Consider the following 24,633-nt stretch of genomic DNA (forward strand, 5'->3'; position numbering starts at 1 on the left):
GGGCGCTGCCCCCGGATCCCCCGCACCGCCGCTGCCGCGACGGTCGCCTCAAACGCCGGCGAGGCTGGTAGGGGTACAGCGGGGCTCCGCCCCGAACCCCGCACCGCCGCTCCGCGACGGCCGCCCCAATCGCCGGCGGGGCTCGTAGGCCCCGGCCACCGCCGGGCGGCCGGGCGCCGGCCCCAGTAGGGCCGGCGCCCGGGGCGGGCGGCGGGTCACAGCCCCGCCGGTACCCGCGCCGCCGCACCGGCCGGCGCGGCGCTGGTGGCGGAGGGCTGCGGCTTGCCCCGGCCCGGGATCAGCAGGGCGACCACCGCTCCGACCGTCACCGCACCGACGCCGATCCACAGGGCGGGGACGGTGCCGTCCGTGAAGGTCTGGGCGGTGCGGTAGCCACCCTGGGCGGAGAAGACCGAGGCCAGGACCGAGACGCCGAGCGCACCGCCGACCTCGCGCAGGGCGGCGTTGGAGCCGGAGGCGATGCCCCGCTCGGCCGGTGCGACCGAGGACATCAGGATGTGCGAGGAGGGGGCGAAGTAGAGGCCCATGCCGATGCCGCTCAGCACGAGGGCCGGCAGCTGCGCCCCGTACGAGACGTCGGCCGAGAGGATCGCGGCGAACCAGCCCAGGCCGAGCGCCTGGAAGAGGAGGCCGGCGACGATCACCGGGCGGCCGCCGATCCGGTCGGACAGGATGCCGGCGATCGGCGCGACGACCATCGGCATGGCGGTCCAAGGCAGCATGTGCAGCCCCGCCTCGGTGGGCGAGTAGCCGGACACGCCCTGGAGGAACTGGCTCAGCAGGAAGATCGAGCCGAACATCCCGACGTACATCAGCATGCTGGCGATGTTGATGCCGAAGAAGCCGCGGTTGCGGAAGAGCCGCATGGGCAGCATCGGGTGCTCGGCGCGGAAGCCGTGGTGGATGAAGCCGGCGACGAGCAGCGGGCCGGCGATCAGGCCGGTGAGCACCGGACCGCTGGTCCAGCCGTGGGCGTTGGCGTTGACCAGGCCGTAGACGATGCCGAAGAGGCCGCCGCTGATCAGCAGGGTGCCGGGGACGTCCAGCCGGGCGCCGGGGGCCTTGGACTCGGCGAGCCGCAGCCGGGCGAGGACCAGCAGGACGAGGCCGACCGGGACGTTGAGCCAGAAGATCCACTGCCAGGCGACGTGTTCGGTGAGGCTGCCGCCGATCAGCGGGCCGCTGGCGACCGCGAGGCCAGAGACGGCGCCGAAGATGCCGAGGGCCATGCCGCGGCGGGCCTCCGGGACGGCGGCGGTCAGCAGGGTGAGGGTGAGCGGCATCATCACGGCGGCGCCGACGCCCTGGACGGCCCGGGCGGCGATCAGTTCATTGATGCCGGGCGAGAGGGCCGCGGCGGCGGAGGCGCCGGTGAAGACGAGGAGTCCGCCGATGAAGAGCCGCCGGCGGCCGAACCGGTCACCGAGGGCCGCGCCGAGCATGAGGAGGACGGCGAAGGTCAGCGTGTAGGCGTTGACCGTCCATTCGAGGTCTTCCAGCTTGCCGCCGAGGTCGCTGCGGATCGCCGGCAGGGCGGTGGTGACGACGAGGTTGTCCAGGGCCGCCATGAACCCGGCGAGGCTGGTGATGATCAGTGCCCAGCGGGCGGCGGGGCCGAGGCCCTTGGCGGGTGCCGCGGGGCCCGGGTCGGGCTGGAGGTCCCGCTCGGATCGTTGCGCGTGCTCGGACTGCTTCATGATCGCCCCCGGTAGGGTTAGTAATTACTGACTAACTTTCTTGGGCAGAAGAAGGCGCGGCGCTGCGGGCGCCGCGCGGCTACTTCTCGAGCCGCCCGGTGAGGCGGGCGGAGGGGTACAGACCTTCCCAGATCCGGTGACCGGGCGGGAAGCCCATGGCGGCGAGGGTGTTGATGAGCATCCCGTACGCCATGAAGGTGGTGGTCTCGCCGTCGTCGCCGCCCAGCGGGACCTTGACGGTGTCCCAGAGCTCCAACCAGCCGGCCCGGACCATCTCGCCGAACTCGTGGTCCCCGGCGGCCTCGGCCGCGGACACCGCGACGTACACCTGCATCTGGAGCTGGAGCTGCTCGGGGTGCTCGGAGATCAGCCGGGTGTAGGCGTTGGCCATGGCGTGCAGGGCCTCCTCGCCCTCCAGCCCCTCGGTCGCCGCCCCGAACAACCGGGTGATCTCCCCGGTGCAGCGCAGGGCCGCGGCCTGGAAGATGGCCTGCTTGTTGGGGAAGAGCCGGAACAGATAGGGCTGCGAGACCCCGACCCGCTTGGCGATCGCCTCGGTGGAGGTGCCGTAGTACCCGCCGCGGGCGAATTCGAGCATCGCCGCCCGGATCACGCTCTCGCGTCGCTCTTCCGCGCTCATCCTGACCATGCGATTAAGTTAGTGGCCAATCACTAACTATGTCAACCGGTCCGGGGACCCGGAACGCGGTGCGGGGGCCGGCCCCCACCCGGGGACCGGCCCCCGCACCGGGAAACCAGCAGTTCACAGGGCCCGCGGCTCAGGCCAGCCGGACCACGGCGCGGGACATGCCCAGCACCTTCTGCCCGGCGCAGGTGGCCGTGAGGTCCACCCGCACGCAGTTGTCCTCGAGCAGCGCCGCGACCTTCGCACCGACCTCGACCAGCGCGCCGGTGCCGTCGTTGGGCACCACCACCGGCTTGGTGAAGCGCACGCCGTACTCGACCACGGCCGCCGGGTCACCGGCCCAGTCGGTCACCACGCGGATCGCCTCGGCCATGGTGAACATGCCGTGCGCGATCACGTCCGGCAGCCCGACCTCCTTGGCGAACTTCTCGTTCCAGTGGATCGGGTTGAAGTCGCCCGAGGCGCCGGCGTACTGGACGAGGGTGGCGCGGGTCACGGGGAAGCTCTGGGCGGGCAGCTCGGTGCCGACCTCGACGTCCTGGTACGCGATCTTCGCAGTCATCTCAGGCCTCCTCGGCCGCGCGCGCGACCAGCTTCGTCCACGCGGTCACCACGTGCTCGCCGCTCTGGTCGTGCACCTCGCCGCGGATGTCGAGGATGTCGTTGCCCGCCATGGACTTGATCGCCTCGATGGTGGAGGTGACCGAGAGGCGGTCGCCGGCCCGCACCGGCCGGGTGTAGGCGAACTTCTGGTCGCCGTGCACCACACGGCTGTAGTCCAGCCCCAGCTGCGGGTCCTCGATGACCAGCCCGGCGGCCTTGAACGTGATCGCGAACACAAAAGTCGGCGGGGCGATCACGTCCTGGTGCCCGAGCGCCTTGGCGGCTTCCGGATCCGTGTACGCAGGGTTGTCGTCACCGACGGCCACCGCGAATTCCCGGATCTTCTCCCGGCCGACCTCGTACGGCTCGGTGGGCGGGTAGGTCCGCCCCACGAAGGACTGGTCGAGCGCCATGTGCTCACTACCTCCTGGTAGAAAACTGCGGAAACGACACGAGGCCGCCCCCTCAGAAAGGGGACGACCTCATGACAGCCTGAGTGCGAGGACTCGCTGGGGTCAGCGGGTCTCGCGGTGCGCGGTGTGCGAGTTGCAGCGCGGGCAGTGCTTCTTCATCTCCATGCGATCCGGGTTGTTACGCCGGTTCTTCTTGGTGATGTAGTTCCGCTCCTTGCACTCCACGCAGGCCAGCGTGATCTTCGGGCGGACGTCGGTGGCAGCCACGTGAGTGCTCCTTGACGGACGGATGGACGGATGAACGCATAAAAGAGTAGCCGATCGGGAGACCGACCCCACAATCGGCTACTGTGTGTAGCGGCGACCGGACTTGAACCGGTGACACAGCGATTATGAGCCGCTTGCTCTACCGACTGAGCTACGCCGCTTTGATGTGATCAGCTCCCCACCCGAGGGTGGGGGGCCTCTCTCACCAGAGCCCCAATGCGGAATCGAACCGCAGACCTTCTCCTTACCATGGAGACGCTCTACCGACTGAGCTATTGGGGCGAGCAGGGAAGACATTACACGGCCTTCCGCCGATCGCCCAAATCCGTTGTCGCAGGGCCTCCGGGACGCGCTTTCGAAGGCTCCCGGCCGCTTCCCCGGGGGCCTCTGACGCCCCCTCCGCCCCGGGGCACCACACCGGTATGACTATTCGGCTCCTCCCTGAAGCGCGCCGTACGGGCCCCTAGGCTCGGACCACGCTGCGTGATCTTGGGCCGCGGCCCCCGAGCTCCCGACGGTCCAGGTACGCCCGAGCCCCCGCAGGAGCGCGATGCCCGACAGCCAGCCGCAGCAGCCACCCCACTCCCCCCGCAGCGGCAGCGGCGCAGGGGGCGGCTCCGGCCCCGCCGCCGACCCCGGCACCCTGCTGCTCTCGGGTGCCCGCCTGACCGACGGCCGGATGGTGGACGTCCGGATCGGCGGGGGCCGGATCGAGGCGGTGGGCACCGCGGGGAGCCTGGTCGCGCACACCTCCTCCCGGGTCGACCTCAGCGGTTACCTGCTGCTGCCGGCCCCCGCCGAGCCGCACGCGCACGGCGACACCGCTCTGACCGCGGACGCCGAGGGCCCGGTCTCGTACGCCCCCGAGGACGTGCAGCGCCGGGCCACCGAGGCCGCGCTGCTCCAGCTCGGCCACGGCGCCACCGCGGTCCGCTCGCACGTGCGCATCGGGGACGTGCACGGGCTCGGCCCCCTCGAAGCCGTGCTGGGCGCCCGCCGCTCGCTGCGCGGGCTCACCGACCTGACCGCGGTGGCGGTGCCCCGGCTGCTGACCGGGGTGGCGGGCGCGGACGGGCTGGCGATGCTGCGCGACGCGGTCAAGATGGGCGCCTCCGTCATCGGCGGCTGCCCCGACCTGGACCCCGACCCCACCGGGTACGTGCAGGCGGTCCTGGAGCTGGCCGCCGAGCACGGCTGCCCGGTGGACCTGCACACGGACGGTGACGACCCGGCCCGGCTGGCCCGGCTCGCGTCGATGGCCGGGGGCCTGCGCCCCGGGGTGTCCGTCGGGCCCTGCGGGGGGCTGTCGCGGCTCCCGCTGGACGTCGCCACCCGGGCCGCCGACCGGCTCGCGGCGGCCGGGGTGACCGTGGTCTGCCTGCCGCAGGGCGACTGCGCCGCGCTGGAACGCCGGGGGCCCCGGCCGGGTCCGGTCCGGCTGCTGCGGGCGGCGGGGGTCCGGGTGGCGGCCGGCAGCGGCGCCCTGCGGGACGCCGCCAACCCGGTCGGCCGCGGCGACCCGATGGAGGCGGCCTACCTGCTGGCCTCCCAGTGCGGGCTGCGCCCCGCCGAGGCCTACGACACGGTCGGCGCGGCCGCCCGGAGCGCCATGGGCCTGCCGGAGGTCCGGGTCGAGGCCGGCTTCCCGGCCGAGCTCCTGGCGGTGCGCGGGGACCGGATCGCGGGCGTGCTCTCCCTGGCCTACAGCCGGATCGTCATCCACCGCGGCCGGGTGGTGGCCCGTACCAGCGCCGTCCGGGAGTACTGCGACTCGGCCGTGGCGGTGGCCCTGGACCTGCCCCGGCAGGGCCGGATGGAGCCCGGTCCCTGAGCGCGTCCGCGCGGGCCGACGTACGGTCGGGACATGCGCATCGTCATCGCTGGTGGACATGGTCAGATCGCGCTGCGGCTGGAGCGCCTGCTCGCCGCGCGCGGCTACGAGGTCGCGGGCATCATCCGCGACCGGGAGCAGGGTGCGGCCCTCCGGGAGGCCGGGGCCGAACCGGTCCTGTGCGACCTGGAGTCGGCGACCGTGGAGCGGGTCGCGGCGGTCCTCCAGGGCGCGGACGCCGCGGTGTTCGCGGCCGGGGCGGGCCCGGGCAGCGGCAGCGGGCGCAAGGACACCGTGGACCGGGGCGCGGCGGTGCTGTTCGCCGACGCGGCCGAACGCGCCCGGGTGCGGCGCTTCGTGGTGGTCTCGTCGATGGGCGCGGACGCCGGCCACCGGGGCGACGAGGTCTTCGACGCCTACCTGCGGGCCAAGGGCGCGGCCGACGAGTACGTGAAGACCCGGCTGGGCCTGGAGTGGACGATCCTGCGGCCCGGGCAGCTCACCGACGACGCGGGCACCGGGCTGGTGCGGCTGGAGGCCCGCACCGGCCGGGGCCCGGTCTCCCGCGACGACGTGGCGGCCGTGCTGGCCGAGCTGGTCGAGACCCCGGCCACGGCCGGCCTGACGCTGGAACTGATCGCCGGCACCACCCCCGCCGGTGTGGCGGTCAAGGCGGTGGCCGGCAACTGAGTTCCCCGTCGCGCCGGATGAGTCCGGGTCAGAAGTCCACCCGGGCACGGGCGTCGGCGCGCCCCACGGACTCCTGCGCGAACTCCTTCGCGTACGCGTCCCTGATCTGCTCGACGCGCACGTCCCGGCGGTCGGCCTCGGCGGCCGGGTAGAGCAGCAGGAGTTCGTAGGAGCGCTCGTGCTCGACCACGCCGTGGGCGTTGCGCCACTGGCCGCGGCCCTGCTGGAGGGTCAGGCCCTCGGGGAAGGCGGGGGTGACCCGGCGGTCGAGGAAGGACATGAACTGCGCGTCGGTGACGGCCGGGGCGCCGTCGGCGCGCTCGGTGCCGAAGAAGAGCCGGGTCTCGACGTAGGACGTGCCGTGCCCGGGGGCCTCGCCCTGCAGTGCTCCGTACGCGGCCGGTCCGCCCGCCACCAGTGCCGTGGCCAGCGCCCCGCCGAGGGCCAGCGCCCTGGCCTGTGTGAATCGCATCATGCGAGGTCAACGAGGGAGTGGCCCGGGGGATGCGAGAAGGCCCCCGTCCGCTGCGTTTCCGCAGTGGACGGGGGCCTCACTCGTGTGGCGGCGCCAGGATTCGAACCTGGGTAGGCAGAGCCGACGGATTTACAGTCCGTTCCCATTGGCCACTCGGGCACACCGCCATGGGATGTCGCCCCGGAGCCGCTTTTCGGCGGTGATCCCTGGCAACGACGTAAACAATACCCGATGCCCGGGGGTGCTTCGCCACCCGGTTGATCAGCGCTCCGGACCGGGCTGGTGGCTAGGCTTTGCGGAGCCGGCCGGGCGTGTCCCGGCCGGCGTCCGTCCGAACATCCCCCAGCGATTTCAAGGAGCCACAGGACATGGCCGACTCCAGTTTCGACATCGTCTCGAAGGTCGAGCGGCAGGAGGTCGACAACGCCCTCAACCAGGCCGCCAAGGAGCTCTCGCAGCGCTACGACTTCAAGGGCACCGGCGCCACCATCGCCTGGTCCGGCGAGAAGATCCTGATGGAGGCGAACTCCGAGGAGCGGGTCAAGGCCGTCCTCGACGTCTTCGAGACCAAGCTGGTCAAGCGCGGCATCTCCCTCAAGGCGCTCGACGCCGGCGAGCCGCAGCTGTCCGGCAAGGAGTACAAGATCTTCGCCACCATCGAGGAGGGCATCTCCCAGGAGAACGCCAAGAAGGTCGCCAAGATCATCCGCGACGAGGGCCCCAAGGGCGTCAAGGCGCAGGTCCAGGGCGAGGAGCTGCGCGTCAGCTCCAAGAGCCGTGACGACCTCCAGGCCGTGCAGGCCCTGCTCAAGGGCAAGGACCTGGACTTCGCGATCCAGTTCGTGAACTACCGCTAGACCCCGCGGCGGTCCGCGGACCGCCCGCCGCCGGCTCCGGCGGCCCCTCCCCTTCGGCCGCGCCGCGCCCCGGGTACGCCCTCGGCGCGGGGCGGCCGTGCGCCGCGCGCGTGCGGCGTGTGCTCCGTGACGGGCCCCCTGTGGTCACTTGGGGGTGGGTGCGTGCGCCCACCACGCTGGGTGACGTCGATCACTTCGTGGACAGGGGGCTTTGCCATGCCGTGGCCCGGATCTTCTTGGGTCCCATCCGTGCCCGTGACGCTGCGGGACGATCTGGGCGCGTCCGTCGTGGTGGCGCTGGTGGCCCTGCCGCTGTGCGTGGGGGTGGCCGTCGCCTCCGGGGTGCCGGCCGAGCTCGGGCTGATCACCGGGGTGGTCGGCGGGCTGGTCACCGGCTGGTTCCGGGGCAGCTCGCTCCAGGTCAGCGGGCCGGCGGCGGGGCTGACGGTGCTGGTCTTCGAGGCGGTGCGGACGTACGGCACGGCGGCGCTGGGGGTGCTGGTGTGCGCGGCCGGGCTGGTGCAGCTGGGCATGGGGGCGCTGCGGCTGGGCCGGTGGTTCCGGGCGATCTCGGTGGCCGTGGTGCAGGGGATGCTGGCGGGCATCGGGCTGGTGCTGATCGCGGGCCAGCTGTACGCGCTGGCCGACGCGCCGGCGCCGGGCGGCACGGTGGCGAAGCTGGCCGGGCTGGTCCGGCTGGCCGGCCGGGCCGAGCTGACCGCGGTGGCCCTGGGGGCCGCGACCGTGGCGGTGATGGTGCTGTGGCGGCGGGCGCCGGCCGCGGTCCGGGCGGTGCCCGGGGCGCTCGCCGGGGTGGCGCTGGCGACCGGGGCGGCGGCGCTGCTGGACCTGCCGGTGGCGCGGGTGGAGGTGACCGGGGTGGCGGCCGCGGTGTCGCTGCCCGGGGCGGCCGGACTGGGGGTGCTGTGGTCGCCGGGGGCGGCCGCGACGGTGCTGGCGCTGGCCCTGATCGCCTCGGCCGAGACGCTGTTCAGCGCGGCGGCGGTGGACCGGCTGCACGAGGGGCCCCGGACCGACTACGACCGGGAGCTGATGGCCCAGGGCGTCGGGAACACCGTCTGCGGGCTGCTGGGGGCGCTGCCGATGACGGCGGTGATCGTGCGCAGCGCGGCGAACGTGGAGGCGGGGGCGCGCACCCGGGCCTCGCGGGTGCTGCACGGGCTCTGGCTGCTGGTCTTCGCCGTGCTGGTGCCGGGCGCGCTGGCGGTGGTGCCGCTGGCCTCGCTGGCCGGGGTGCTGCTGTACGCCGGGTGGAAGCTGCTGCCGGGGCGGGCGGTGCGGGTGCTGTGGCGCGAGCACCGCGGGGAGGCGGTGGTGCTGGTGGCGACGGCGGGGGCGATCGTGGTCACCAACCTCTTCGAGGGGGTGCTGGTGGGGCTGGGGCTGGCGGTGGCCAAGGCCGCCTGGGAGGCCTCGCACGTGCACGTGGAGGCGGTGCCCGAGGGTCCGGGCGGGGAGGTGCTGCGGGTGCGGGTGGCGGGCAACGTGACCTTCCTGCGGCTGCCGAAGCTGCTGGACGCGCTGGAGCCGCTGCCCGCGGACCGGCCGGTACGGCTGGACCTGAGCGGGCTGCGCCATCTGGACCACGCCTGTCTGACGGCGCTCGACACCTGGCAGCGGCAGCGCGAGCGCCGGGCCGGCGGCCCCTCGGCCGGCTAGCCGGTCCCCTGCGGGCGGGCGTCGGCTGCGCGATCGCGAACGCCCGGGCGTGGACTCGCCGTTCAGGTGTAGAGGAGCCGGCCGCGGCCGGCCCGGCCGGGCGTGACGGGGCGCCGCTCCACCGGTCCGGCCGGCGTCCGCGGGTACGCCGCGCGGGCGGCGACTTGCTCCAGCAACTGCCCGGCCCCGGTCGTGCGTTCATGGTGGGGCACCCCACTGACGACGGCCCCGACGGGCACCCTGACCCGCGCGGTCGACCGCGCGGGCCGGCGCCGTGCGGCGGCTCAGCGGGAGGCGAAGGGGGCGTCCGTCGGGACGATCTCGCGGCCCAGCGGGAGCAGGGAGATGGGGATCATCTTGAAGTTGGCGATGCCGAACGGGATCCCGATGATCGTGATGCACAGCGCGATGCCGGTGACGATGTGCCCCAGGGCGAGCCACCAGCCCGCCAGGACGAGCCACAGGACGTTCCCGACGCAGGACGGGGCACCCGCGTCCCGCCGCTCCACGGTCGTGTAGCCGAAGGGCCAGAGGGCGTACAGGGCGATGCGGAAGGCCGCGATGCCGAACGGGATGCCGATGATCGTGATGCAGAGGATGAGGCCCGCGAGGCAGTAGCCCAGGAACAGCCAGAAGCCGCTCAGGACCAGCCATATGACATTCAGGATCGTCTTCACTGGTGGCGTCCTGCCATCTGTTCGAGCCGGGCGATCCGCTCGGCCATGGGCGGGTGGGTGGAGAACATCTTCGACAGGCCCGCCCCCGGCCGGAAGGGGTTCGCGATCATCATGTGGCTCGCGGTCTCCAGGCGCGGCTCGGGCGGCAGCGGCAGCTGCTTGGTGCCCGCGTCGAGCTTGCGCAGGGCGCTGGCGAGGGCCAGCGGGTCCCCGGTCAGCTGGGCGCCGGAGGCGTCGGCCTCGTACTCCCGGGAGCGGCTGATGGCCAGCTGGATCACGGAGGCGGCCAGCGGGCCGAGCAGCATGATCAGCAGCATGCCGAAGATGCCCGGGCCGTCGTCGTCGTTGGACCGGCCGATCGGGATCAGCCAGGCGAAGTTCACCAGGAACATGATCACGGACGCCAGTGCGCCGGCGACCGAGGAGATCAGGATGTCGCGGTTGTAGACGTGGCTCAGCTCGTGGCCGATGACCCCGCGCAGCTCGCGCTCGTCGAGGATGCGCAGGATGCCCTCGGTGCAGCAGACCGCGGCGTTGCGCGGGTTGCGGCCGGTCGCGAAGGCGTTCGGCGCCTCGGTGGGCGAGATGTAGAGGCGGGGCATCGGCTGGCGGGCGGAGGTCGAGAGCTCCCGGACCATGCGGTAGAGCTCCGGTGCCTCGAACTCGCTCACCGGGCGGGCGCGCATGGCGCGCAGGGCGAGCTTGTCGCTGTTCCAGTACGCGTAGGCGTTGGTGCCGAGCGCGACGAGGACGGCGACGATCAGGCCGGTCCGGCCGAAGAAGCCACCGATGACGATGATGAGTGCGGACAGCCCGCCGAGGAGTACGGCGGTCTTCAGCCCGTTGTGCCGGCGGTGCACGGTACGCCCTCCAAATGGTGCGGCAGGGGCCCCGTCGTGGGTCCGTGGGGCTACGGTCCAGTGGACCTTCCCTTCCTGGTCAACGCCAGGCGAGCACGACGGGTTCCCGGCCGCTGCCGGGGGGCGGGGGCGGCGGCGCTACTCCGTACGGGTGAGGCCGGGGGCGGGCCCCCGGCCGTCCCGCTACTGGAAGAGGCCGGTGGCGGCGAAGTGCAGCACCAGCTGCGGGGCGCCGGAGATCGCGACCGCCAGCACCGCGGCGAGGGCGACGGCCGCGGTGACGGGGGCGGGCACCCGGGCCCGCGGGCCGGTGGCCGCCTGCGTGGCGGCGGGCTCGGGGTCCGCGTCGGCCTCCGCCGCCGTGGCGGGCTCCGGCGCGCGGAACAGCAGCGCCGTCCACTGGAGGTAGTAGTAGAGGGCGACGACCACGTTCACGGCCATGACCACGGCCAGCCAGCCCAGCCCGGCGTCCACCGCCGAGCGGAAGACGGCGACCTTGGCGAACAGGCCCACGATGCCCGGCGGCAGGCCGGCCAGGCAGAGCAGGAAGAAGGCCAGCGCCAGCGCGGCCAGCGGCCGGCGCCGGTACAGGCCCCGGTAGTCGCCGAGCCGGTGGGCGGCGGTGGTGCGGCCGACCAGCGCGGCCACCGCGAAGGCGCCCAGGTTCACCGCGGCGTACATCAGCGCGTACGCGACGGTGGTGCCGACCTCGTCGCGGTCGGTGTAGGCGGCGGCCGCGATCGGCACCAGCAGGTAGCCGGCCTGGCCGACGGAGGACCAGGCGAGCAGCCGGACGGCGCCGTGCGGGCGGTCCGGGGACTGGCGCAGGGCGGCGGCGTTGCCGAGGGTCATGGTGAGCGCGGCCAGCACGGCCAGCGCGGGGCCCCAGACGTCGGAGTACGACGGGAAGGCGATCACCGTGACGAGGATCAGGCCGGTGAAGCCGACGGCCTTGCCGACCACCGACAGGTACGCGGCGATCGGCAGCGGGGCGCCGACGTAGGTGTCGGGGACCCAGAAGTGGAAGGGCACCGCGGCCGTCTTGAACGCGAAGCCGACCAGGGTGAGCGCCACGCCCGCCATGGCGAGGGTGTCCAGCTGCCCGGGGACCTGCTCGAGGCGGCCGGCGATCTCGGTGAGGTGCAGGGTGCCGGTGGTGGCGTAGACGAAGCTGACGCCCAGCAGGGAGACGGCGGTCGCGGTCACCGAGGACAGGAAGAACTTGAGCGCGGCCTCGGAGGACATCCGGTCGCCGCGGCGCAGGCCCACCAGGGCGAAGGCGGGCAGCGAGGCGACTTCGAGGGCGACGATCAGCGTCGCGAGGTCCCGGGCGGCGGGCAGCAGGGCCGCGCCGGCCGCGGAGGACAGCAGCAGGAACCAGAACTCGCCGGCCGGCAGCCGGGTCTCCTCGACGGCCGTCAGCGACAGGAGCGCGGTGAGCAGCGCGCCGGCCAGGACCAGGAACTGGATGACGAGGGTGAAGTGGTCGGCGGTGTAGCTGCACGCCTCCGGCCGGTCGACCAGGCAGAAGGTGGCCCGGTCGCCGGCGCGCAGGGGCAGCAGCGACAGCGCCGCGCCGGCCAGGCCGGCGACCGAGAGCCAGCCCAGCAGCGGCTTGCGCCGCTCGGGCGTGAACAGGTCGGCGACCAGCACCAGCAGGCCGACGGCGGCGGTGATCAGCGGCGGGGCGATGGCGGCCCAGTCGACGCTCTGGACCAGGCTCGGGGCGGCGGTCGTCACGGTGGGGACGGTGCCGGCGGCGAGGGCCGTCATGCGTTGCCTCCTGCGAGGAGCTTCTGGACGGCCGGATCGGTCAGGCCGAGGAGGACGGCGGGCCAGAGCCCGGCGAGGACGGTGAGGGCGACCAGCGGGGTCCAGGCGGCGAACTCGTACGAGCGGACGTCGGCCAGCACCGCCGGGTGGCCCTCGGGCCGGGCCTGCGGGTCGCCCATGCACACCCGCCGTACGACGACCAGGAGGTAGCCGGCGGTCAGCAGGGTGCCCAGGCCGCCGATCGCCATGAAGGTGAGGAACGCGGGGCGGCTGAGCCCCTCGGCCGGGTCGAAGGCGCCGAACAGGGCCAGCATCTCGCCCCAGAAGCCGGCGAGCCCGGGCAGGCCGAGCGAGGCCACCGCGGCGAAGGCGAGCAGGGCGCCGAGGCGGGGGGCGCGGCCGTAGAGGGCGGCGCCGGTGGCACCGGCGAGGGTGTCGAGGTCGCTGGTGCCGTAGCGGTCCTTCAGCGCGCCGACGAGGAAGAAGAGGAGGCCGGTGATCAGGCCGTGCGCGACGTTGGCGAAGAGCGCGCCGTTGACGCCGGTGGGGGTCATGGTCGCGATGCCCAGCAGGACGAAGCCCATGTGGCCGACGGAGGAGTAGGCGATCAGGCGCTTGAGGTCGCCCTTGGCGCCCTTCTTCGCGAGCGCCAGGCAGGCCAGGGATCCGTAGACGATGCCGACCACGGCGAAGGCGGCGAGGTACGGCGCGAAGGTCCGCATGCCGTCGGGCGCCACCGGGAGCAGGATCCGGACGAAGCCGTAGGTGCCCATCTTCAGCATCACGCCGGCCAGCAGGACCGAGCCGACGGTGGGGGCGGCGGTGTGCGCCTCGGGCAGCCAGGTGTGCAGCGGCCACATCGGGGTCTTCACGGCGAGGCCGATGCCGATGGCGAGGACGGCCAGCAGCTGGGTGGTGTGGGTCAGTCCGCTGCCGTTGTCGGTGGCCAGTGCCACCATGTCGAACGTGCCCGCGTCGAGCCCGATGAGCAGCAGGCCGAGCAGCATGACCACGGAGCCGAGCAGCGTGTAGAGGATGAACTTCCAGGCGGCGGCCTGCCGCTGGTCACCGCCCCAGCGGGCGATGAGGAAGTACATCGGGATGAGCACCATCTCGAAGGCCAGGAAGAACAGCAGCAGGTCGAGGACGGCGAAGGTCGCGAGGGTGCCGGCCTCGAGTACCAGCAGCAGGGCGACGAACGCCCTGGCGGAGGGGCCCGCGGGGAGCTTGAAGTACGAGTAGAGCGCGCAGAGGAAGAAGAGCAGCGCGGTCATCAGGAGGAGGGGGAGCGAGATGCCGTCGATGCCGAGGTGGATCCGGACGTTCAGCGCCTGGATCCAGCTGATGTCGGTGGTGGCCTGCATCGTCGAGGGGTTGTCGTGGTCGAAGCCGAGGGTGAGGACCACGGCGGCGGCCAGGACCACGCCCGTGACGGTCACGCCGTGGCGCAGCACCGCCTGTTCGGGGCTGCTGCCCTTCAGCCCGGGCGGGGCCGGGAGCAGGGCGGCCACCGCACCGAGCAGCGGCACGCCCAGGATGAACGCCAGAAGGAACTGCATCACGGATGCGCTGATATCAATCACGGCTGACTCACTGCTCACGATCCGGCGTTGACGTTGGCGAGGACGGCGACGGCGACCGCGAGGACCACGGACCCGGCGAGCAGGGCGCTCAGATAGGTCTGGACGTTGCCGGTCTGGGCGCGGCGCACCAGCGTGCCCAGCAGGCGGGGGCCGGCTCCGGCGCTGCGCACGTACACGTCCACGACCTCGCGGTCGAGGAAGCGCACCAGGCCGGCCGCGGCGAGGACGGGACGGACGAACAGCGCGGCGTAGACGGCGTCGAGGTGGAAGCCGACGGCCGCGTGCCGGTGCAGCGGGCCGAGCAGGGCGCGGCCGGGGTCGGTGGCGGCGCCGTCGGCGGCGGGCCGCTGCCACAGGGCGTAGCTGAGGGCCGCGCCGATGACGGCGGCGCCGGTGCCGAGGACGGCGGTGACCACCGTGGGCGTCAGGTGGTGCCCGTCGAACCAGTCGGGCAGCGCCCAGGCGGCCACGCCGAAGCCGATGGTCGGGACGGCCAGCAGCCACAGCACGCCCGTCATGGCGACCGGGTCCTTGCCGTGGTCGGGGGCTTCCTCGCCCCGGCCCCGGAAGGCCAGCAGCCACAGCCGGGTGGCGTAGGCGGCGGTGAGCAGGGCGGTCAGCACCCCGGCGGCCAGCACGGTCCAGCCGGCGGCGGAGGGGGCCAGGTCGGAGTCGCCGACGGCGGCGTGCTCGGCGGCGACCAGGACGGCTTCCTTGGAGAAGAAGCCGGCGAAGGGCGGCAGGGCGGCCAGCGCGAGGAGCGCGACCGTCATCGTCCAGAAGGCGTCCGGGATGCGCTTGGCCAGGCCGCTCATCCGGGACATCGCGGAGAGCGAGTTGGTGCCGGCGGCGTGGATGATCACGCCGGCGCCGAGGAAGAGGAGCGCCTTGAAGGCGCCGTGGGACAGGAGGTGGAAGACGGCCGCGCCGCGGTCGCCGACGGCCAGGGCGCCGGTCATGTAGCCGAGCTGGCCGATGGTGGAGTAGGCCAGGACCCGCTTGAGGTCGTCCTGGGCGAGGGCCGCGAGGCCGGAGCCGACCATCGTGACGGCGGCCATCACCGCCAGCACCACCAGCGCGGCCGCGGAGGCCGTGAAGACCGGCAGGAGGCGGGCGATGAAGTAGACACCGGCGGCGACCATGGTCGCGGCGTGGATCAGGGCCGAGACCGGGGTGGGGCCCGCCATGGCGTCCGGGAGCCAGGTGTGCAGCGGGAACTGCGCCGACTTGCCCGCGACGCCGGCCAGCAGCAGCAGGGCGATCAGCGTGGGGTGGTCGAGCTCGCCGGCGGCGACGGCACCCAGGATGCGGGTGATCCGGAAGGAGCCGGCGTCGGCCGCGAGGGCGAACAGGCCGAAGAGGAAGGGGACGTCGCCGAGCTTGGTGACGAGGAAGGCCTTGAGCGAGGCGGAGCGGGCCGCTTCGGTCTCCCAGTAGTGGCCGACCAGGAAGTACGAGCAGATGCCCATGATCTCCCAGCCCACCAGCAGCACCATCAGGTCGCCGGAGTAGACGACGAGCAGCATGGCGGAGGTGAACAGGGACACCAGGGCGGCGTAGGACGGGTAGCGCGGGTCCTCGCGCAGGTACGCCGTGGAGTAGAGCTGCACGCAGGTGGCGACGACCCCGACGAGGACGGCGACCAGGACGGCGAAGCCGTCGATGTGCAGGGCCAGCTCGATCGGTACGGAGCCGGTCGGGGTGAGCTCGGTGGCGGCGTCGATCGGCTTGCCGCCGCCCTGCCGGACGGCCACGACGACCGCGAGCACCGCGGCGGCGAGGGAGGGCAGCACGGCGAGCGGGCGGACGTAGCCGGGGGCCTTGCGGCCGAGGAGCAGTCCGGCCACCGCGCCCAGGAAGGGCAGGGCGGGGACGAGGACGGCGAGGGTCGTGGTGGTCACGCGGCGGCTCCGGTCACGCGGTCCGCCGGGGCGGTGGTCGGGGCGGGCTCGGACGCCTCGGCGTTGTCGCGCAGCCTGTCGACGTCCGCGGTGCCGCGGTTGCGGTAGACCATCAGCACGATCGCCATGCCGATGCCGATCTCGGCGGCGGCCACGGCGATGGTGAAGAGGGTGAGCGCCTGGCCGCCGTGCAGGGTGTCGCGCAGCCAGACGTCGAAGGCGACCAGGTTGAGGTTGACGGCGTTGAGCATCAGCTCGACGGACATCAGCACCAGGATGGCGTTGCGGCGGGCCAGCACGCCGTACAGGCCCGTGCAGAAGAGCAGCGCCGCGAGCACGGCGGGGTAGACGAGGTGCATCAGCGCTGCTCCTTGCCGTCGGTCGGGGCGTCCTTGCGGGACAGCACGATGGCGCCGACCAGGGCGGCCAGCAGAAGCACGGAGAGCGCCTCGAAGGGCAGCACCCAGTGGCGGAAGAGGATTTCGCCGGAGACCTTCGTCGAGCCCTGGACGGGTCCGTCGAGGTCGATCCAGGTGGTGCGGAAGGCGTCCACGACCACCCACACCAGGGCGGCCGCGGCGGCGAGGGCGACGGCCAGGGCCGCCCAGCGGTTGCCGGAGTCGGCGTCCGGGGAGCGGCCGATGGGGGCCTTGGTGAGCATCAGGCCGAAGAGGAGGAGGACCACCACGGAACCGACGTAGATCAGCACCTGGACCCAGGCGATGAACTCCGCCGTCAGCAGCAGGTACTCGACGGCGATCCCGCCGAGCGCCACGACCAGCCAGAGCGCGGCGTGCACGAGCTGCTTGGTGGTGACGGTGACGAGGGCCGCGCCGAAGGTGGCGATGCCGACGAGCAGGAAGGCGATCTCCACGCCGGAGGGCGAGAGGAAGCCGGGGTGGCTCCCGGCGGCCAGGGTGGCGGCGAGGCTCACGCGTCTGTCTCCGGGGTCGTGGGCGGCTGGGGGGTCCCGTCGGGTGCGGCTTCCGCCGCCGGGGCGTCGGCCGGTGCCGCTTCGGCCTGCGCGGCCTCGGCGGCAGCGGCGGCGGCCGCGGCCTCGGCGGCCTCGGCCTTCTCGACGGCCTTGCGGGCGGCGGCGAGCTCCTTGGGCTCCTCGGCGGCCGGGTCCAGCGCGGGCGGCGCCGGCACGGTCCACATCCACTCGCGCAGCTTGTCGCGCTCGTGGGTCAGCTCGAGGATGTCCGTCTCCGCGTACTCGAACTCCGGCGACCAGAAGAGGGCGTCGAAGGGACACACCTCGATGCAGATGCCGCAGTACATGCAGAGGGAGAAGTCGATGGCGAACCGGTCGAGGACGTTCCGGCTGCGCTCGCGCCCGCCGGGGGCGGCGGCCGGCAGCGTCTCCTTGTGGGAGTCGATGTAGATGCACCAGTCGGGGCACTCGCGCGCGCAGAGCATGCACACGGTGCAGTTCTCCTCGAACAGGCCGATGACGCCGCGGGTGCGCGGCGGCAGTTCGGGCTGCACGTCGGGGTACTGGGCGGTGTGGGCGCGCTTGGTCATCGTGCGCAGCGTGACGGCGAGGCCCTTGGCGAGGCCGGAGCCGGGGATGGGAGGCATTTACTGGATCGCCACCTTCACGATGCCGGTGAGCGCGATCTGGGCGAGCGCGAGCGGGATGAGTACGGTCCAGGCGAGCTTCTGGAGCTGGTCCTCGCGCAGCCGCGGGTAGGTGACGCGGAGCCAGATCACGCCGAAGGCGAGGATCGCGGTCTTCAGGAGGGTCCAGGCCCAGCCGTCGGTCCCGAAGGGTCCGTGCCAGCCGCCGAGGAACAGCACGGTGGTCAGGGCGCAGAGCACGACGATGCCGGCGTACTCGGCCAGCAGGAACAGCGCGAACCGCAGGCCGGTGTACTCGGTGTAGGCGCCGAAGATGATCTCGGAGTCGGCCACCGGCATGTCGAAGGGCGGCCGCTGGAGTTCGGCGAGGCCGGCGGTGAAGAACACCAGCGCGCCGACGATCTGCCAGGGCAGCCACCACCACTCGAAGGCGTCCACGATGCCGGGGAGGGAGACCGTCCCGGCCGCCATCGCCACCGAGGCCGCGGCCAGCAGCATCGGCAGCTCGTAGGCGAGCAGCTGGGCCGCGGTGCGCAGGCCGCCGAGGAGGGAGAACTTGTTGGCGGAGGCCCAGCCGGCCATCAGGCTGCCGAGGACTCCGACGCCCATGACGGCGAGCACGAAGAAGAGGCCCGCGTCGATGACCTGGCCGACGGCGCCCTCGCGGGGGCCGACCGGGATCGCGACCAGCACGAGCAGGTAGGGGAGCAGGGCGACGGCGGGCGCCATCTGGAAGATGCGGCGGTCGGCGTCGGCCGGCACCACGTCCTCCTTCTGCGCGAACTTCACGCCGTCGGCGACCAGCTGGGCCCAGCCGTGGAAGCCGCCGGCGTACATGGGGCCGAGCCGGCCCTGCATGTGGGCCATGACCTTGTGCTCGGTCTGGCCGACGACCAGCGGCAGCACGAGGAACGCCACGAAGACGACGATCAGTCGCAGCGCGACGTCGAGGACGTCGTTCACGCGTCGCCTCCGTTGGTGTCCGGTTCGGTGGTGGGCCCGGCCGCGGGCTTCGGGGCCTCGGGCTTCGAGGTCTCGGGCTCGGGCTTCGAGCGCTCGGGCTCGGGCTTCGAGGGCTCGGGCTCGGGCTTCGAGGGCTCGGGCTTCGGGGCCTCGGGCTCGGCCGCCGGCTCCGGGGTCGGCGCCCCGGTCGTCGGGGCCGCGGGCTCCGGGCCGGCCGCGGGCTCGGGGGTCTTCGGTGCCGGGGCATCGTCGAACGCCGGGCGGGCGTTGTGCCAGGGGGCGTCCGAGGGGCGGACGGCCGGGGCCGCCTCCGCGGCGTCCGGCGCGGGCGCGGCCGGGGCCTCCGCGGGTGCGGCGGCCTGGCTGGCCGAGCCCTGGGCGGCCGAGCGGGCCCGGCGCACCGGGCGGACCGGCGCCTCGCCGGCCTCCGTCGGCTCCGCCGGGGCCGCGGCCTGGCTGGCCGAGCCCTCGGTGACCGAGCGGGCCCGGCGCACCGGACGCACCGGCGCCTCGCCGGCCTCGCCGGTGCCGGCCGCGGCGGGGCGGGCCCGCCGGGCGGGCGCGTCGCCCGCGGCGCGCGGGGTACGGGCCGGCCGGGCCGGAGCCGGCGGCAACTGGCCCTTGAGGGGGCCCCAGTCGTTCGGGTCCGGCACGCCCGGCGGCAGCATCTGGCGCCGCTTCGGGCCGCCGTGGTCGGCGCCCTCGCCCGGCTCCTTGGCGCCCGGCCAGGCCTTGGCGACCCGGGCCGCGAGCACGAAGTCCTTGCGCAGCGGGTGCCCTTCGAAGTTCTCCGGGAGCAGCAGCGGGACCAGGTGCGGGTGGTCGGTGAAGACCACGCCGAACATCTCGTGGGTCTCGCGCTCGTGCCAGGAGGCCCCGGCGTACACGGCGATGGCCGAGGGCAGCGAGGGTGCGGTGTGCGGGACGGTGGTCCGCAGCAGCAGCCGCCGGACCCGGCCGCCCTCCAGGGCCACCACGTGGGCTGCCACCCGGAAGCCGGTGCCCGGCTCGTCCACGGCGCTCAGCCAGTCGAAGTAGGTGCAGCCCAGCTTGTCGCGGGCGATCTCGAGCGCCGGGATCCACGAGCCGACCGGCACGTCGACGGTCAGCAGGTCGTACGCGGCCTCGGCGGTGGCTTCCTCGCCGAAGATCGCGGTGACGCCCTCGGGCAGCTCGTCGTAGGGGTGGCCGGTCACCGCTGCTCCCCCTCGGACGCGTCGCCCTCGGCCGCGGAAGGCGTCGGCGGCGGGGTCACCAGGCCGCTGGTGAGGGCCGCCACGGAGGGCCGGGCGGACGCATAGCGCTCTTCGAGCGACTCCCGGGCGATCTTCTCCTGCAGCTTGAGGATGCCCTGGAGGAGCGCCTCGGGCCGGGGCGGGCAGCCGGGCACGTAGACGTCGACGGGGATGATCTGGTCGACACCCTTAGTGACGGAGTACGAGTCCCAGTAGGGCCCGCCGCAGTTCGAGCAGGCGCCGAAGGAGATGACGTACTTCGGCTCCGGCATCTGCTCGTAGAGGCGCTTGACGGCCGGGGCCATCTTGTCCGTCACCGTGCCCGAGACGATCATCAGGTCGGCCTGGCGCGGGCCGGGCGCGAACGGGATCACGCCGAGCCGGATGAAGTCGTGCCGGGCCATGGACGCGGCGATGAACTCGATCGCGCAGCAGGCCAGTCCGAAGTTGAAGACCCAGAGGCTGTAGCGGCGGCCCCAGTTCAGGACCACCTTCATCGGCTCCGGGGCCAGCCGGGCGAGCGCGCCCAGCCTCCTGGGCTCGGGGAGCAGGTGCGGCTCGGCCGCGCCCCCTGCGGGGACCTGGCTGGTCACGTCCATTCGAGGACGCCCTTCTTGTATGCGTAGAGCAGTCCGACGGCCAGGAAGCCGAGGAAGATGAACATCTCCACCAGGGTCGTGGCCCCGTAGCCCGCGGCGGCGAAGACGGTCGCCCACGGGAAGAGGAAGATGGAGTCGACGGCGAAGATGACGTACAGGAACGCGTAGACGTAGTAGCGGACCTGGGTGTGCGCCCAGCCGTCGCCGACCGGGTCCACGCCGCACTCGTACGTCAGCATCTTCTCGCGCGTGGGCACGACCGGGCGCAGGAGCTTGCCGGCCCCGAAGGCGACGGCGACGAAGAGCACGCCGACCAACGCGAGGAGCCCGACGACCGAATAGCTCTCGAAATAGTCGGTCGCGGTTACGGTCACGGCCGTTACCGTCCGTTCTGGCACGTCCGCTCCTCGTTCTTCGGCCACTGTCGACGTCTTGTTACGCACGGGAGTCTAGGGCCTGCAAAAAGCGGGGTGGGGTTATCCCCCGTTCACCGACGCCCGGCCACCCCATGGCATCAGCGGCCTCCGTACCGGCAGGCTGTCGGTCATGACCACGATCATCACCGGCAGCGGCCCGGCCGCCGCGGAAGTCGCCGACCACGAGCGCCCGCCCCCCGTCCGTCCCGTCTTCTCGGCGGACACCTGCCGCGAGCTGGTGCACCTTCTGGTCAATCTGCCGATGGCGTTGATCGGATTTGTTTACGTAGTTGTCATGATCGGCGTATCGGGCGGTCTCGCCGTCACGGCCGTCGGACTGCCGCTGCTGGCCGCCGGGCTGCTCGGCGCCCGCCAGCTGGCCCGGCTCGAGCGGACCCGTGCCCGGCTGCTGCTGGGGACGCACGTCGAGGACCCCTCCGCCATCCCCACCCGCAACGGCTTCTTCCCCTGGCTGTGGACGAGCCTGAAGGACCCGGTCGCCTGGCGGGCGGTGCTCTTCGGGGCGCTGCGACTGCCGTGGGGGATCCTGACCTTCACCGTGGCGCTGACCGGGCTCTTCGTGCTGTGGCCGGTACTGCCGTACCTGGTACGGCTGATGGCCAACGTCGACCGGGCCATGGTGCGGGGGCTGCTCGCGCCCTCCGACGAACTGGAGCAGCGGATCGCGGAGCTGGAGTCGGACCGGGGCGTGGTGGTCGACACCGCGGCCGCCGACCTGCGGCGGATCGAGCGCGACCTGCACGACGGGGCGCAGGCCCGGCTGGTGAACCTGGCCATGGGGCTGGGCCTGGCGAAGGAGAAGCTGCTCGAGGACCCGGACGCGGCGGCGGCCATGGTCGACGAGGCGCACGGCGAGGTGAAGCTGGCGCTCCAGGAGCTGCGGGACCTGGCGCGGGGGATCCACCCGGCGGTCCTGACGGACCGGGGGCTGGACGCGGCGCTCTCCGCGGTCGCGGCCCGCTGCCTGGTGCCGGTACGGGTGCAGGTGGACCTGCCGGCCCGGCCCGCCCCGGCCATCGAGGGGATCGCGTACTTCACGGTCTCGGAGCTGCTGCAGAACATCAGCAAGCACTCCCGGGCCGGCTCGGCGGTCGTCGAGGTGCGGCGGACCGCGGGGCGCGGCGGCGGCCGCCTGCTGCTGCGGGTCTCGGACGACGGGGTGGGCGGGGCGACGCTGTCCTCGGGGACGGGCCTGGCGGGGCTGTCGGAGCGGTTGGGGGCGGTGGACGGCGTCTTCCTGGTCTCCTCGCCGGAGGGCGGGGGGACGGTGGTGACGGCGGAGCTGCCGTGGCGGGACCGGGTGTGAGCTGCCGGTCAAAGGCCCGGGCCCTGGGGGGGGTCCGGGCCTTCGGCTTGTCGTGGGGGGCGGTCGGGCTGCATGCACAGGGTGGGGATAACCCCCCGGTCGGGACGCCGACGTGCCGGATGGGATCGGGGGCGGCGGGGGGCGAGATTGGAGGGGTAGGCAGGACGGACGGGTCGAGGACGGAGCGGGGCATGGAGAACGGGCAGCGGCGGGGGCGGTACGCGGTGGTGCGGGCGCCGTTCGAGGGGCGGACCTGGCGGGAGTTCGGCCACATCATGGTGGGCTTCCCGCTCAGCACCCTGTACTTCTGCGTCGCGGTCACGCTGCTCTCGGCCGGGGCGGGCCTGCTGGTCACCTTCCTCGGCGTCCCGCTGCTGGCCTGGTCGCTGGGGGTGTTCCGCGGCTTCGGGGCCGTGGAGCGGGCCCGGGCCCGGGGGCTGCTCGGGCTCGAGGTCGCGGCGCCGGCGCCGCTGCGGCGGGCCAAGGGGCCGCTGGCCTGGATGGGGGCGATGCTCAAGAGCGGGGCGAACTGGCGGCACGCGCTCTACATGGTGATCCACTTCCCCTGGGCCGTCTTCTCCTTCTGCGTGGCCCTGACCTTCATGACGTACGGCTGGGCGATGGCGCTGTACCCGGCCTGGCAGTGGGTCTTCCCCACCTTCACCGACCAGCCGGGGCTCCAGCTGTACGGGGACGGCCACGGCGACGGCTTCTACCTCGACTCCCCACTGCGGATCGCCGCCGCCTGTGCCGTCGGCGTGCTGCTGGTCTTCGTGACGCCCTGGCTGGTCCGGGGCCTGGCGGCGGTGGACCGGGCCCTGGTGGCCGGGCTGCTCGGGCCGTCGCGGTTGGCGGACCGGGTCACCGAGCTGGAGTCGGACCGGGGCGTGGTGGTCGACACCGCGGCCGCCGACCTGCGGCGGATCGAGCGCGACCTGCACGACGGGGCGCAGGCCCGGCTGGTGAACCTGGCCATGGACCTCGGTCTGGCCAAGGAGAAGCTGCCGGCGGACCCGCAGGCCGCCGCGCGGATGGTGGACGAGGCGCACGGCGAGGTGAAGCTGGCCCTCCAGGAGCTGCGGGACCTGGCCCGGGGCATCCACCCGGCGGTGCTCACCGACCGGGGGCTGGACGCGGCGCTGTCCTCGCTGGCCGCTCGCTGCACCGTCCCGGTCCGGGTGCAGGTGGAGCTGCCGGCCCGGCCCGCGCCCGCCATCGAGGGGATCGCGTACTTCACGGTCTCGGAGCTGCTGCAGAACATCAGCAAGCACTCCGGGGCCCGCTCGGCCGGGGTGGACATCTGGCGGTCCGGAGAGCGGCTGATGATCCAGGTCTCGGACGACGGCCGGGGCGGCGCGGCCGTCGGCGGCGGCACCGGGCTGGCCGGGCTGACCGAGCGGATCGGCGCGGTGGACGGGGTGCTGCTCGTGGAGTCCCCCGAGGCCGGCGGCACCCGGGTCACCGCCGAGCTGCCCTGGCGCGGCTGACCCGCGGATTCGCCGCCCGAGCCCGGTCCCCGGCCCGTCCCCGCAGCACCCCCGACCCGCCCCGGCGCCCGCCCCCCGGCGCCGGGGCGTCCGCGCGCCCGGAGGCCCGTACCGCGCCGGGCGGCCGGAAACGGACCTCGAACCTCCGGCCACGGGGCGGCCGACGCGTCATGAGCCTGACTCCAACTCGTCCCCGAGACTGGGATGCTTGGCTTTACTGAGGTGCCGGAACCGAGCGAGTGCGGGAGCTGCTGAACGTGGAGCAGGACAGGGTGCGGGTGGTCATCGCCGAGGATTCGGTGCTGCTCCGGGAGGGCCTGACACGGCTCCTCACGGACCGCGGTCACGAGGTCATAGCCGGCGTCGGGGATGCGGAGGCACTGCTCAAGACGATCGCCGACCTGGCCGCGGGCGAGGGGCTGCCGGACGTGGTCGTCGCGGACGTGCGGATGCCCCCCACCCACACCGACGAGGGCGTCCGGGCGGCCGTGCGGCTGCGCCGGGAGCACCCGGGCGTGGGGGTGCTGGTCCTCTCGCAGTACGTCGAGGAGCAGTACGCCACCGAACTGCTGGCCGGCTCGAGCACCGGGGTCGGTTACCTGCTCAAGGACCGGGTCGCCGAGGTGCGCGAGTTCGTCGACGCCGTGGTCCGGGTGGCCCGCGGCGGTACCGCACTGGACCCGGAGGTGGTCGCCCAGCTGCTGGGCCGCAGCCGCAAGCAGGACGTGCTGGCCGGGCTGACCCCCCGCGAGCGGGAGGTGCTGGGACTGATGGCGGAGGGCCGGACGAACTCCGCGGTCGCCCGGCAGCTGGTGGTCAGCGACGGCGCGGTGGAGAAGCACGTCAGCAACATCTTCATGAAGCTCGGCCTGTCGCCGAGTGACGGGGATCACCGCCGGGTGCTCGCCGTCCTCACCTACCTGAATTCCTGACTGCCTGACACCCTGTCAGAAAGTCGCCAGCGAGTGCCGGAAAATCCGCCATGGCCAGTCGTCCCACGGGCACGTCGTCTCATTTGCGCATCCAGCATGTGAGAGCCCTAAGGAAGGGC

25 protein-coding genes and 3 tRNA genes are annotated in these 24,633 nt (G+C 73.4%); 7 read left to right on the forward strand and 21 right to left on the reverse strand.

Annotated elements, in window-relative coordinates; all coding sequences use genetic code 11:
• Positions 1-215: 215 nt before the first annotated feature.
• The 7 genes from AB0O40_RS16290 to AB0O40_RS16320 form a co-directional block, all read right to left on the reverse strand.
• The gene (locus AB0O40_RS16290) at positions 216-1,718 is read right to left on the reverse strand and encodes an MFS transporter (RefSeq protein ID WP_365041088.1); all 1,503 of its coding nucleotides are present in this window, start codon (positions 1,716-1,718) and stop codon (positions 216-218) included.
• Between the two features lie 79 nt (positions 1,719-1,797).
• Entirely contained in the window at positions 1,798-2,367 is a 570-nt protein-coding gene (locus AB0O40_RS16295; RefSeq protein ID WP_365041091.1) for a TetR/AcrR family transcriptional regulator, read from the reverse strand.
• Between the two features lie 130 nt (positions 2,368-2,497).
• The gene (locus tag AB0O40_RS16300; protein WP_365041093.1) at positions 2,498-2,926 is read right to left on the reverse strand and encodes a MaoC family dehydratase; all 429 of its coding nucleotides are present in this window, start codon (positions 2,924-2,926) and stop codon (positions 2,498-2,500) included.
• Between the two features lies 1 nt (position 2,927).
• The gene (locus tag AB0O40_RS16305; protein ID WP_365041096.1) at positions 2,928-3,380 is read right to left on the reverse strand and encodes a MaoC family dehydratase N-terminal domain-containing protein; all 453 of its coding nucleotides are present in this window, start codon (positions 3,378-3,380) and stop codon (positions 2,928-2,930) included.
• A 102-nt stretch (positions 3,381-3,482) separates the two neighbouring features.
• A complete protein-coding gene (gene rpmG, locus AB0O40_RS16310; protein WP_007265873.1) occupies positions 3,483-3,647 on the reverse strand; it encodes a 50S ribosomal protein L33 in 165 nt (54 codons plus the stop codon).
• An 88-nt stretch (positions 3,648-3,735) separates the two neighbouring features.
• A tRNA-Met gene (locus AB0O40_RS16315) sits at positions 3,736-3,808 on the reverse strand.
• A gap of 48 nt (positions 3,809-3,856) precedes the next feature.
• Positions 3,857-3,929 (reverse strand) — tRNA-Thr (locus AB0O40_RS16320).
• 268 nt (positions 3,930-4,197) lie between these two features.
• Between AB0O40_RS16320 and AB0O40_RS16325 the strand changes: the two genes are divergently transcribed.
• Together AB0O40_RS16325 and AB0O40_RS16330 are read left to right on the forward strand one after the other, a co-directional pair.
• Positions 4,198-5,478 (forward strand): amidohydrolase family protein, encoded by a 1,281-nt coding sequence (locus tag AB0O40_RS16325; RefSeq protein ID WP_365041099.1) that lies wholly within the window; start codon positions 4,198-4,200, stop codon positions 5,476-5,478.
• Positions 5,479-5,511: 33 nt separating this feature from the next.
• On the forward strand, positions 5,512-6,168 hold the full coding sequence (locus AB0O40_RS16330; RefSeq protein WP_365041102.1) for an NAD(P)H-binding protein: 657 nt from the start codon (positions 5,512-5,514) through the stop codon (positions 6,166-6,168).
• Positions 6,169-6,196: 28 nt separating this feature from the next.
• Here the strand turns inward: AB0O40_RS16330 and AB0O40_RS16335 are convergent, their stop codons facing one another.
• Positions 6,197-6,640 carry a DUF3574 domain-containing protein gene (locus AB0O40_RS16335; RefSeq protein ID WP_365041105.1) on the reverse strand — a complete coding sequence of 148 codons (444 nt, stop codon included), beginning with the start codon at positions 6,638-6,640 and terminating at the stop codon, positions 6,197-6,199.
• Positions 6,641-6,728: 88 nt separating this feature from the next.
• Positions 6,729-6,810 (reverse strand) — tRNA-Tyr (locus tag AB0O40_RS16340).
• A gap of 201 nt (positions 6,811-7,011) precedes the next feature.
• Here AB0O40_RS16340 and AB0O40_RS16345 point away from each other — a divergent pair.
• Both AB0O40_RS16345 and AB0O40_RS16350 read left to right on the forward strand, forming a co-directional pair.
• Complete coding sequence (locus tag AB0O40_RS16345; protein ID WP_030653550.1) at positions 7,012-7,500, forward strand: YajQ family cyclic di-GMP-binding protein; 489 nt, start codon at positions 7,012-7,014, stop codon at positions 7,498-7,500.
• A 216-nt stretch (positions 7,501-7,716) separates the two neighbouring features.
• Positions 7,717-9,180 carry a SulP family inorganic anion transporter gene (locus AB0O40_RS16350; protein ID WP_365041108.1) on the forward strand — a complete coding sequence of 488 codons (1,464 nt, stop codon included), beginning with the start codon at positions 7,717-7,719 and terminating at the stop codon, positions 9,178-9,180.
• Between the two features lie 284 nt (positions 9,181-9,464).
• Here the strand turns inward: AB0O40_RS16350 and AB0O40_RS16355 are convergent, their stop codons facing one another.
• The 12 genes from AB0O40_RS16355 to ndhC all read right to left on the reverse strand — a co-directional run bounded on the left by AB0O40_RS16355 (position 9,465) and on the right by ndhC (position 20,750).
• Complete coding sequence (locus AB0O40_RS16355) at positions 9,465-9,857, reverse strand: YccF domain-containing protein (RefSeq protein WP_365041111.1); 393 nt, start codon at positions 9,855-9,857, stop codon at positions 9,465-9,467.
• Positions 9,854-10,717 (reverse strand): zinc metalloprotease HtpX, encoded by an 864-nt coding sequence (gene htpX / locus AB0O40_RS16360; protein ID WP_365041113.1) that lies wholly within the window; start codon positions 10,715-10,717, stop codon positions 9,854-9,856. The genes AB0O40_RS16355 and htpX overlap by 4 nt, the downstream gene beginning before the upstream one ends.
• 183 nt (positions 10,718-10,900) lie before the next feature.
• The gene (locus AB0O40_RS16365; protein WP_365041116.1) at positions 10,901-12,490 is read right to left on the reverse strand and encodes an NADH-quinone oxidoreductase subunit N; all 1,590 of its coding nucleotides are present in this window, start codon (positions 12,488-12,490) and stop codon (positions 10,901-10,903) included.
• A complete protein-coding gene (locus AB0O40_RS16370) occupies positions 12,487-14,049 on the reverse strand; it encodes an NADH-quinone oxidoreductase subunit M (protein ID WP_365041241.1) in 1,563 nt (520 codons plus the stop codon). Before AB0O40_RS16370 ends, AB0O40_RS16365 begins: the two co-directional genes overlap by 4 nt.
• Before the next feature lie 38 nt (positions 14,050-14,087).
• Positions 14,088-15,974, reverse strand: coding sequence for an NADH-quinone oxidoreductase subunit L (locus AB0O40_RS16375; protein ID WP_365041119.1), 1,887 nt, complete (start codon positions 15,972-15,974; stop codon positions 14,088-14,090).
• On the reverse strand, positions 15,971-16,333 hold the full coding sequence (nuoK, locus tag AB0O40_RS16380; protein WP_365041122.1) for an NADH-quinone oxidoreductase subunit NuoK: 363 nt from the start codon (positions 16,331-16,333) through the stop codon (positions 15,971-15,973). The genes AB0O40_RS16375 and nuoK overlap by 4 nt, the downstream gene beginning before the upstream one ends.
• The gene (locus AB0O40_RS16385) at positions 16,333-16,908 is read right to left on the reverse strand and encodes an NADH-quinone oxidoreductase subunit J (RefSeq protein WP_365041125.1); all 576 of its coding nucleotides are present in this window, start codon (positions 16,906-16,908) and stop codon (positions 16,333-16,335) included. Before AB0O40_RS16385 ends, nuoK begins: the two co-directional genes overlap by 1 nt.
• Complete coding sequence (locus tag AB0O40_RS16390; RefSeq protein WP_365041128.1) at positions 16,905-17,555, reverse strand: NADH-quinone oxidoreductase subunit I; 651 nt, start codon at positions 17,553-17,555, stop codon at positions 16,905-16,907. The genes AB0O40_RS16385 and AB0O40_RS16390 overlap by 4 nt, the downstream gene beginning before the upstream one ends.
• Complete coding sequence (locus tag AB0O40_RS16395; RefSeq protein ID WP_365041130.1) at positions 17,556-18,518, reverse strand: complex I subunit 1 family protein; 963 nt, start codon at positions 18,516-18,518, stop codon at positions 17,556-17,558. It lies immediately after the preceding gene.
• The gene (locus tag AB0O40_RS16400) at positions 18,515-19,714 is read right to left on the reverse strand and encodes an NADH-quinone oxidoreductase subunit C (protein WP_365041133.1); all 1,200 of its coding nucleotides are present in this window, start codon (positions 19,712-19,714) and stop codon (positions 18,515-18,517) included. Before AB0O40_RS16400 ends, AB0O40_RS16395 begins: the two co-directional genes overlap by 4 nt.
• A complete protein-coding gene (locus AB0O40_RS16405) occupies positions 19,711-20,352 on the reverse strand; it encodes an NADH-quinone oxidoreductase subunit B family protein (protein WP_365041136.1) in 642 nt (213 codons plus the stop codon). Before AB0O40_RS16405 ends, AB0O40_RS16400 begins: the two co-directional genes overlap by 4 nt.
• Complete coding sequence (gene ndhC / locus AB0O40_RS16410; RefSeq protein WP_365041139.1) at positions 20,343-20,750, reverse strand: NADH-quinone oxidoreductase subunit A; 408 nt, start codon at positions 20,748-20,750, stop codon at positions 20,343-20,345. The genes AB0O40_RS16405 and ndhC overlap by 10 nt, the downstream gene beginning before the upstream one ends.
• 148 nt (positions 20,751-20,898) lie before the next feature.
• Between ndhC and AB0O40_RS16415 the strand changes: the two genes are divergently transcribed.
• From AB0O40_RS16415 to AB0O40_RS16425, 3 genes are all read left to right on the forward strand, one after another.
• Entirely contained in the window at positions 20,899-22,095 is a 1,197-nt protein-coding gene (locus AB0O40_RS16415) for a sensor domain-containing protein (protein ID WP_365041142.1), read from the forward strand.
• Between the two features lie 191 nt (positions 22,096-22,286).
• Positions 22,287-23,582, forward strand: a complete 1,296-nt coding sequence (locus AB0O40_RS16420) for a sensor domain-containing protein (RefSeq protein WP_365041145.1) — start codon at positions 22,287-22,289, stop codon at positions 23,580-23,582.
• A gap of 272 nt (positions 23,583-23,854) precedes the next feature.
• Positions 23,855-24,514, forward strand: a complete 660-nt coding sequence (locus AB0O40_RS16425; RefSeq protein ID WP_365041244.1) for a response regulator transcription factor — start codon at positions 23,855-23,857, stop codon at positions 24,512-24,514.
• Positions 24,515-24,633 lie beyond the last annotated feature (119 nt).

The sequence above is a fragment of the Streptomyces sp. NPDC089919 genome, assembly GCF_040684615.1.
In the GTDB taxonomy this organism is placed as follows: domain Bacteria; phylum Actinomycetota; class Actinomycetes; order Streptomycetales; family Streptomycetaceae; genus Streptomyces.

What these genes read in the sequence shown, in the direction of transcription:
- AB0O40_RS16365 (WP_365041116.1), bottom strand. Translation starts at nt 12,490, where the DNA reads ATGACGGCCCTCGCCGCCGGCACCGTCCCCACCGTGACGACCGCCGCC.
- AB0O40_RS16415 (WP_365041142.1), top strand. Translation starts at nt 20,899, where the DNA reads ATGACCACGATCATCACCGGCAGCGGCCCGGCCGCCGCGGAAGTCGCC.
- AB0O40_RS16290 (WP_365041088.1), bottom strand. Translation starts at nt 1,718, where the DNA reads ATGAAGCAGTCCGAGCACGCGCAACGATCCGAGCGGGACCTCCAGCCC.
- AB0O40_RS16420 (WP_365041145.1), top strand. Translation starts at nt 22,287, where the DNA reads ATGGAGAACGGGCAGCGGCGGGGGCGGTACGCGGTGGTGCGGGCGCCG.
- AB0O40_RS16350 (WP_365041108.1), top strand. Translation starts at nt 7,717, where the DNA reads ATGCCGTGGCCCGGATCTTCTTGGGTCCCATCCGTGCCCGTGACGCTG.
- AB0O40_RS16390 (WP_365041128.1), bottom strand. Translation starts at nt 17,555, where the DNA reads ATGCCTCCCATCCCCGGCTCCGGCCTCGCCAAGGGCCTCGCCGTCACG.
- AB0O40_RS16300 (WP_365041093.1), bottom strand. Translation starts at nt 2,926, where the DNA reads ATGACTGCGAAGATCGCGTACCAGGACGTCGAGGTCGGCACCGAGCTG.
- AB0O40_RS16295 (WP_365041091.1), bottom strand. Translation starts at nt 2,367, where the DNA reads ATGGTCAGGATGAGCGCGGAAGAGCGACGCGAGAGCGTGATCCGGGCG.
- AB0O40_RS16405 (WP_365041136.1), bottom strand. Translation starts at nt 20,352, where the DNA reads ATGGACGTGACCAGCCAGGTCCCCGCAGGGGGCGCGGCCGAGCCGCAC.
- AB0O40_RS16370 (WP_365041241.1), bottom strand. Translation starts at nt 14,049, where the DNA reads ATGCAGTTCCTTCTGGCGTTCATCCTGGGCGTGCCGCTGCTCGGTGCG.
- AB0O40_RS16335 (WP_365041105.1), bottom strand. Translation starts at nt 6,640, where the DNA reads ATGCGATTCACACAGGCCAGGGCGCTGGCCCTCGGCGGGGCGCTGGCC.
- AB0O40_RS16345 (WP_030653550.1), top strand. Translation starts at nt 7,012, where the DNA reads ATGGCCGACTCCAGTTTCGACATCGTCTCGAAGGTCGAGCGGCAGGAG.
- AB0O40_RS16305 (WP_365041096.1), bottom strand. Translation starts at nt 3,380, where the DNA reads ATGGCGCTCGACCAGTCCTTCGTGGGGCGGACCTACCCGCCCACCGAG.
- AB0O40_RS16325 (WP_365041099.1), top strand. Translation starts at nt 4,198, where the DNA reads ATGCCCGACAGCCAGCCGCAGCAGCCACCCCACTCCCCCCGCAGCGGC.
- nuoK (WP_365041122.1), bottom strand. Translation starts at nt 16,333, where the DNA reads ATGCACCTCGTCTACCCCGCCGTGCTCGCGGCGCTGCTCTTCTGCACG.
- AB0O40_RS16330 (WP_365041102.1), top strand. Translation starts at nt 5,512, where the DNA reads ATGCGCATCGTCATCGCTGGTGGACATGGTCAGATCGCGCTGCGGCTG.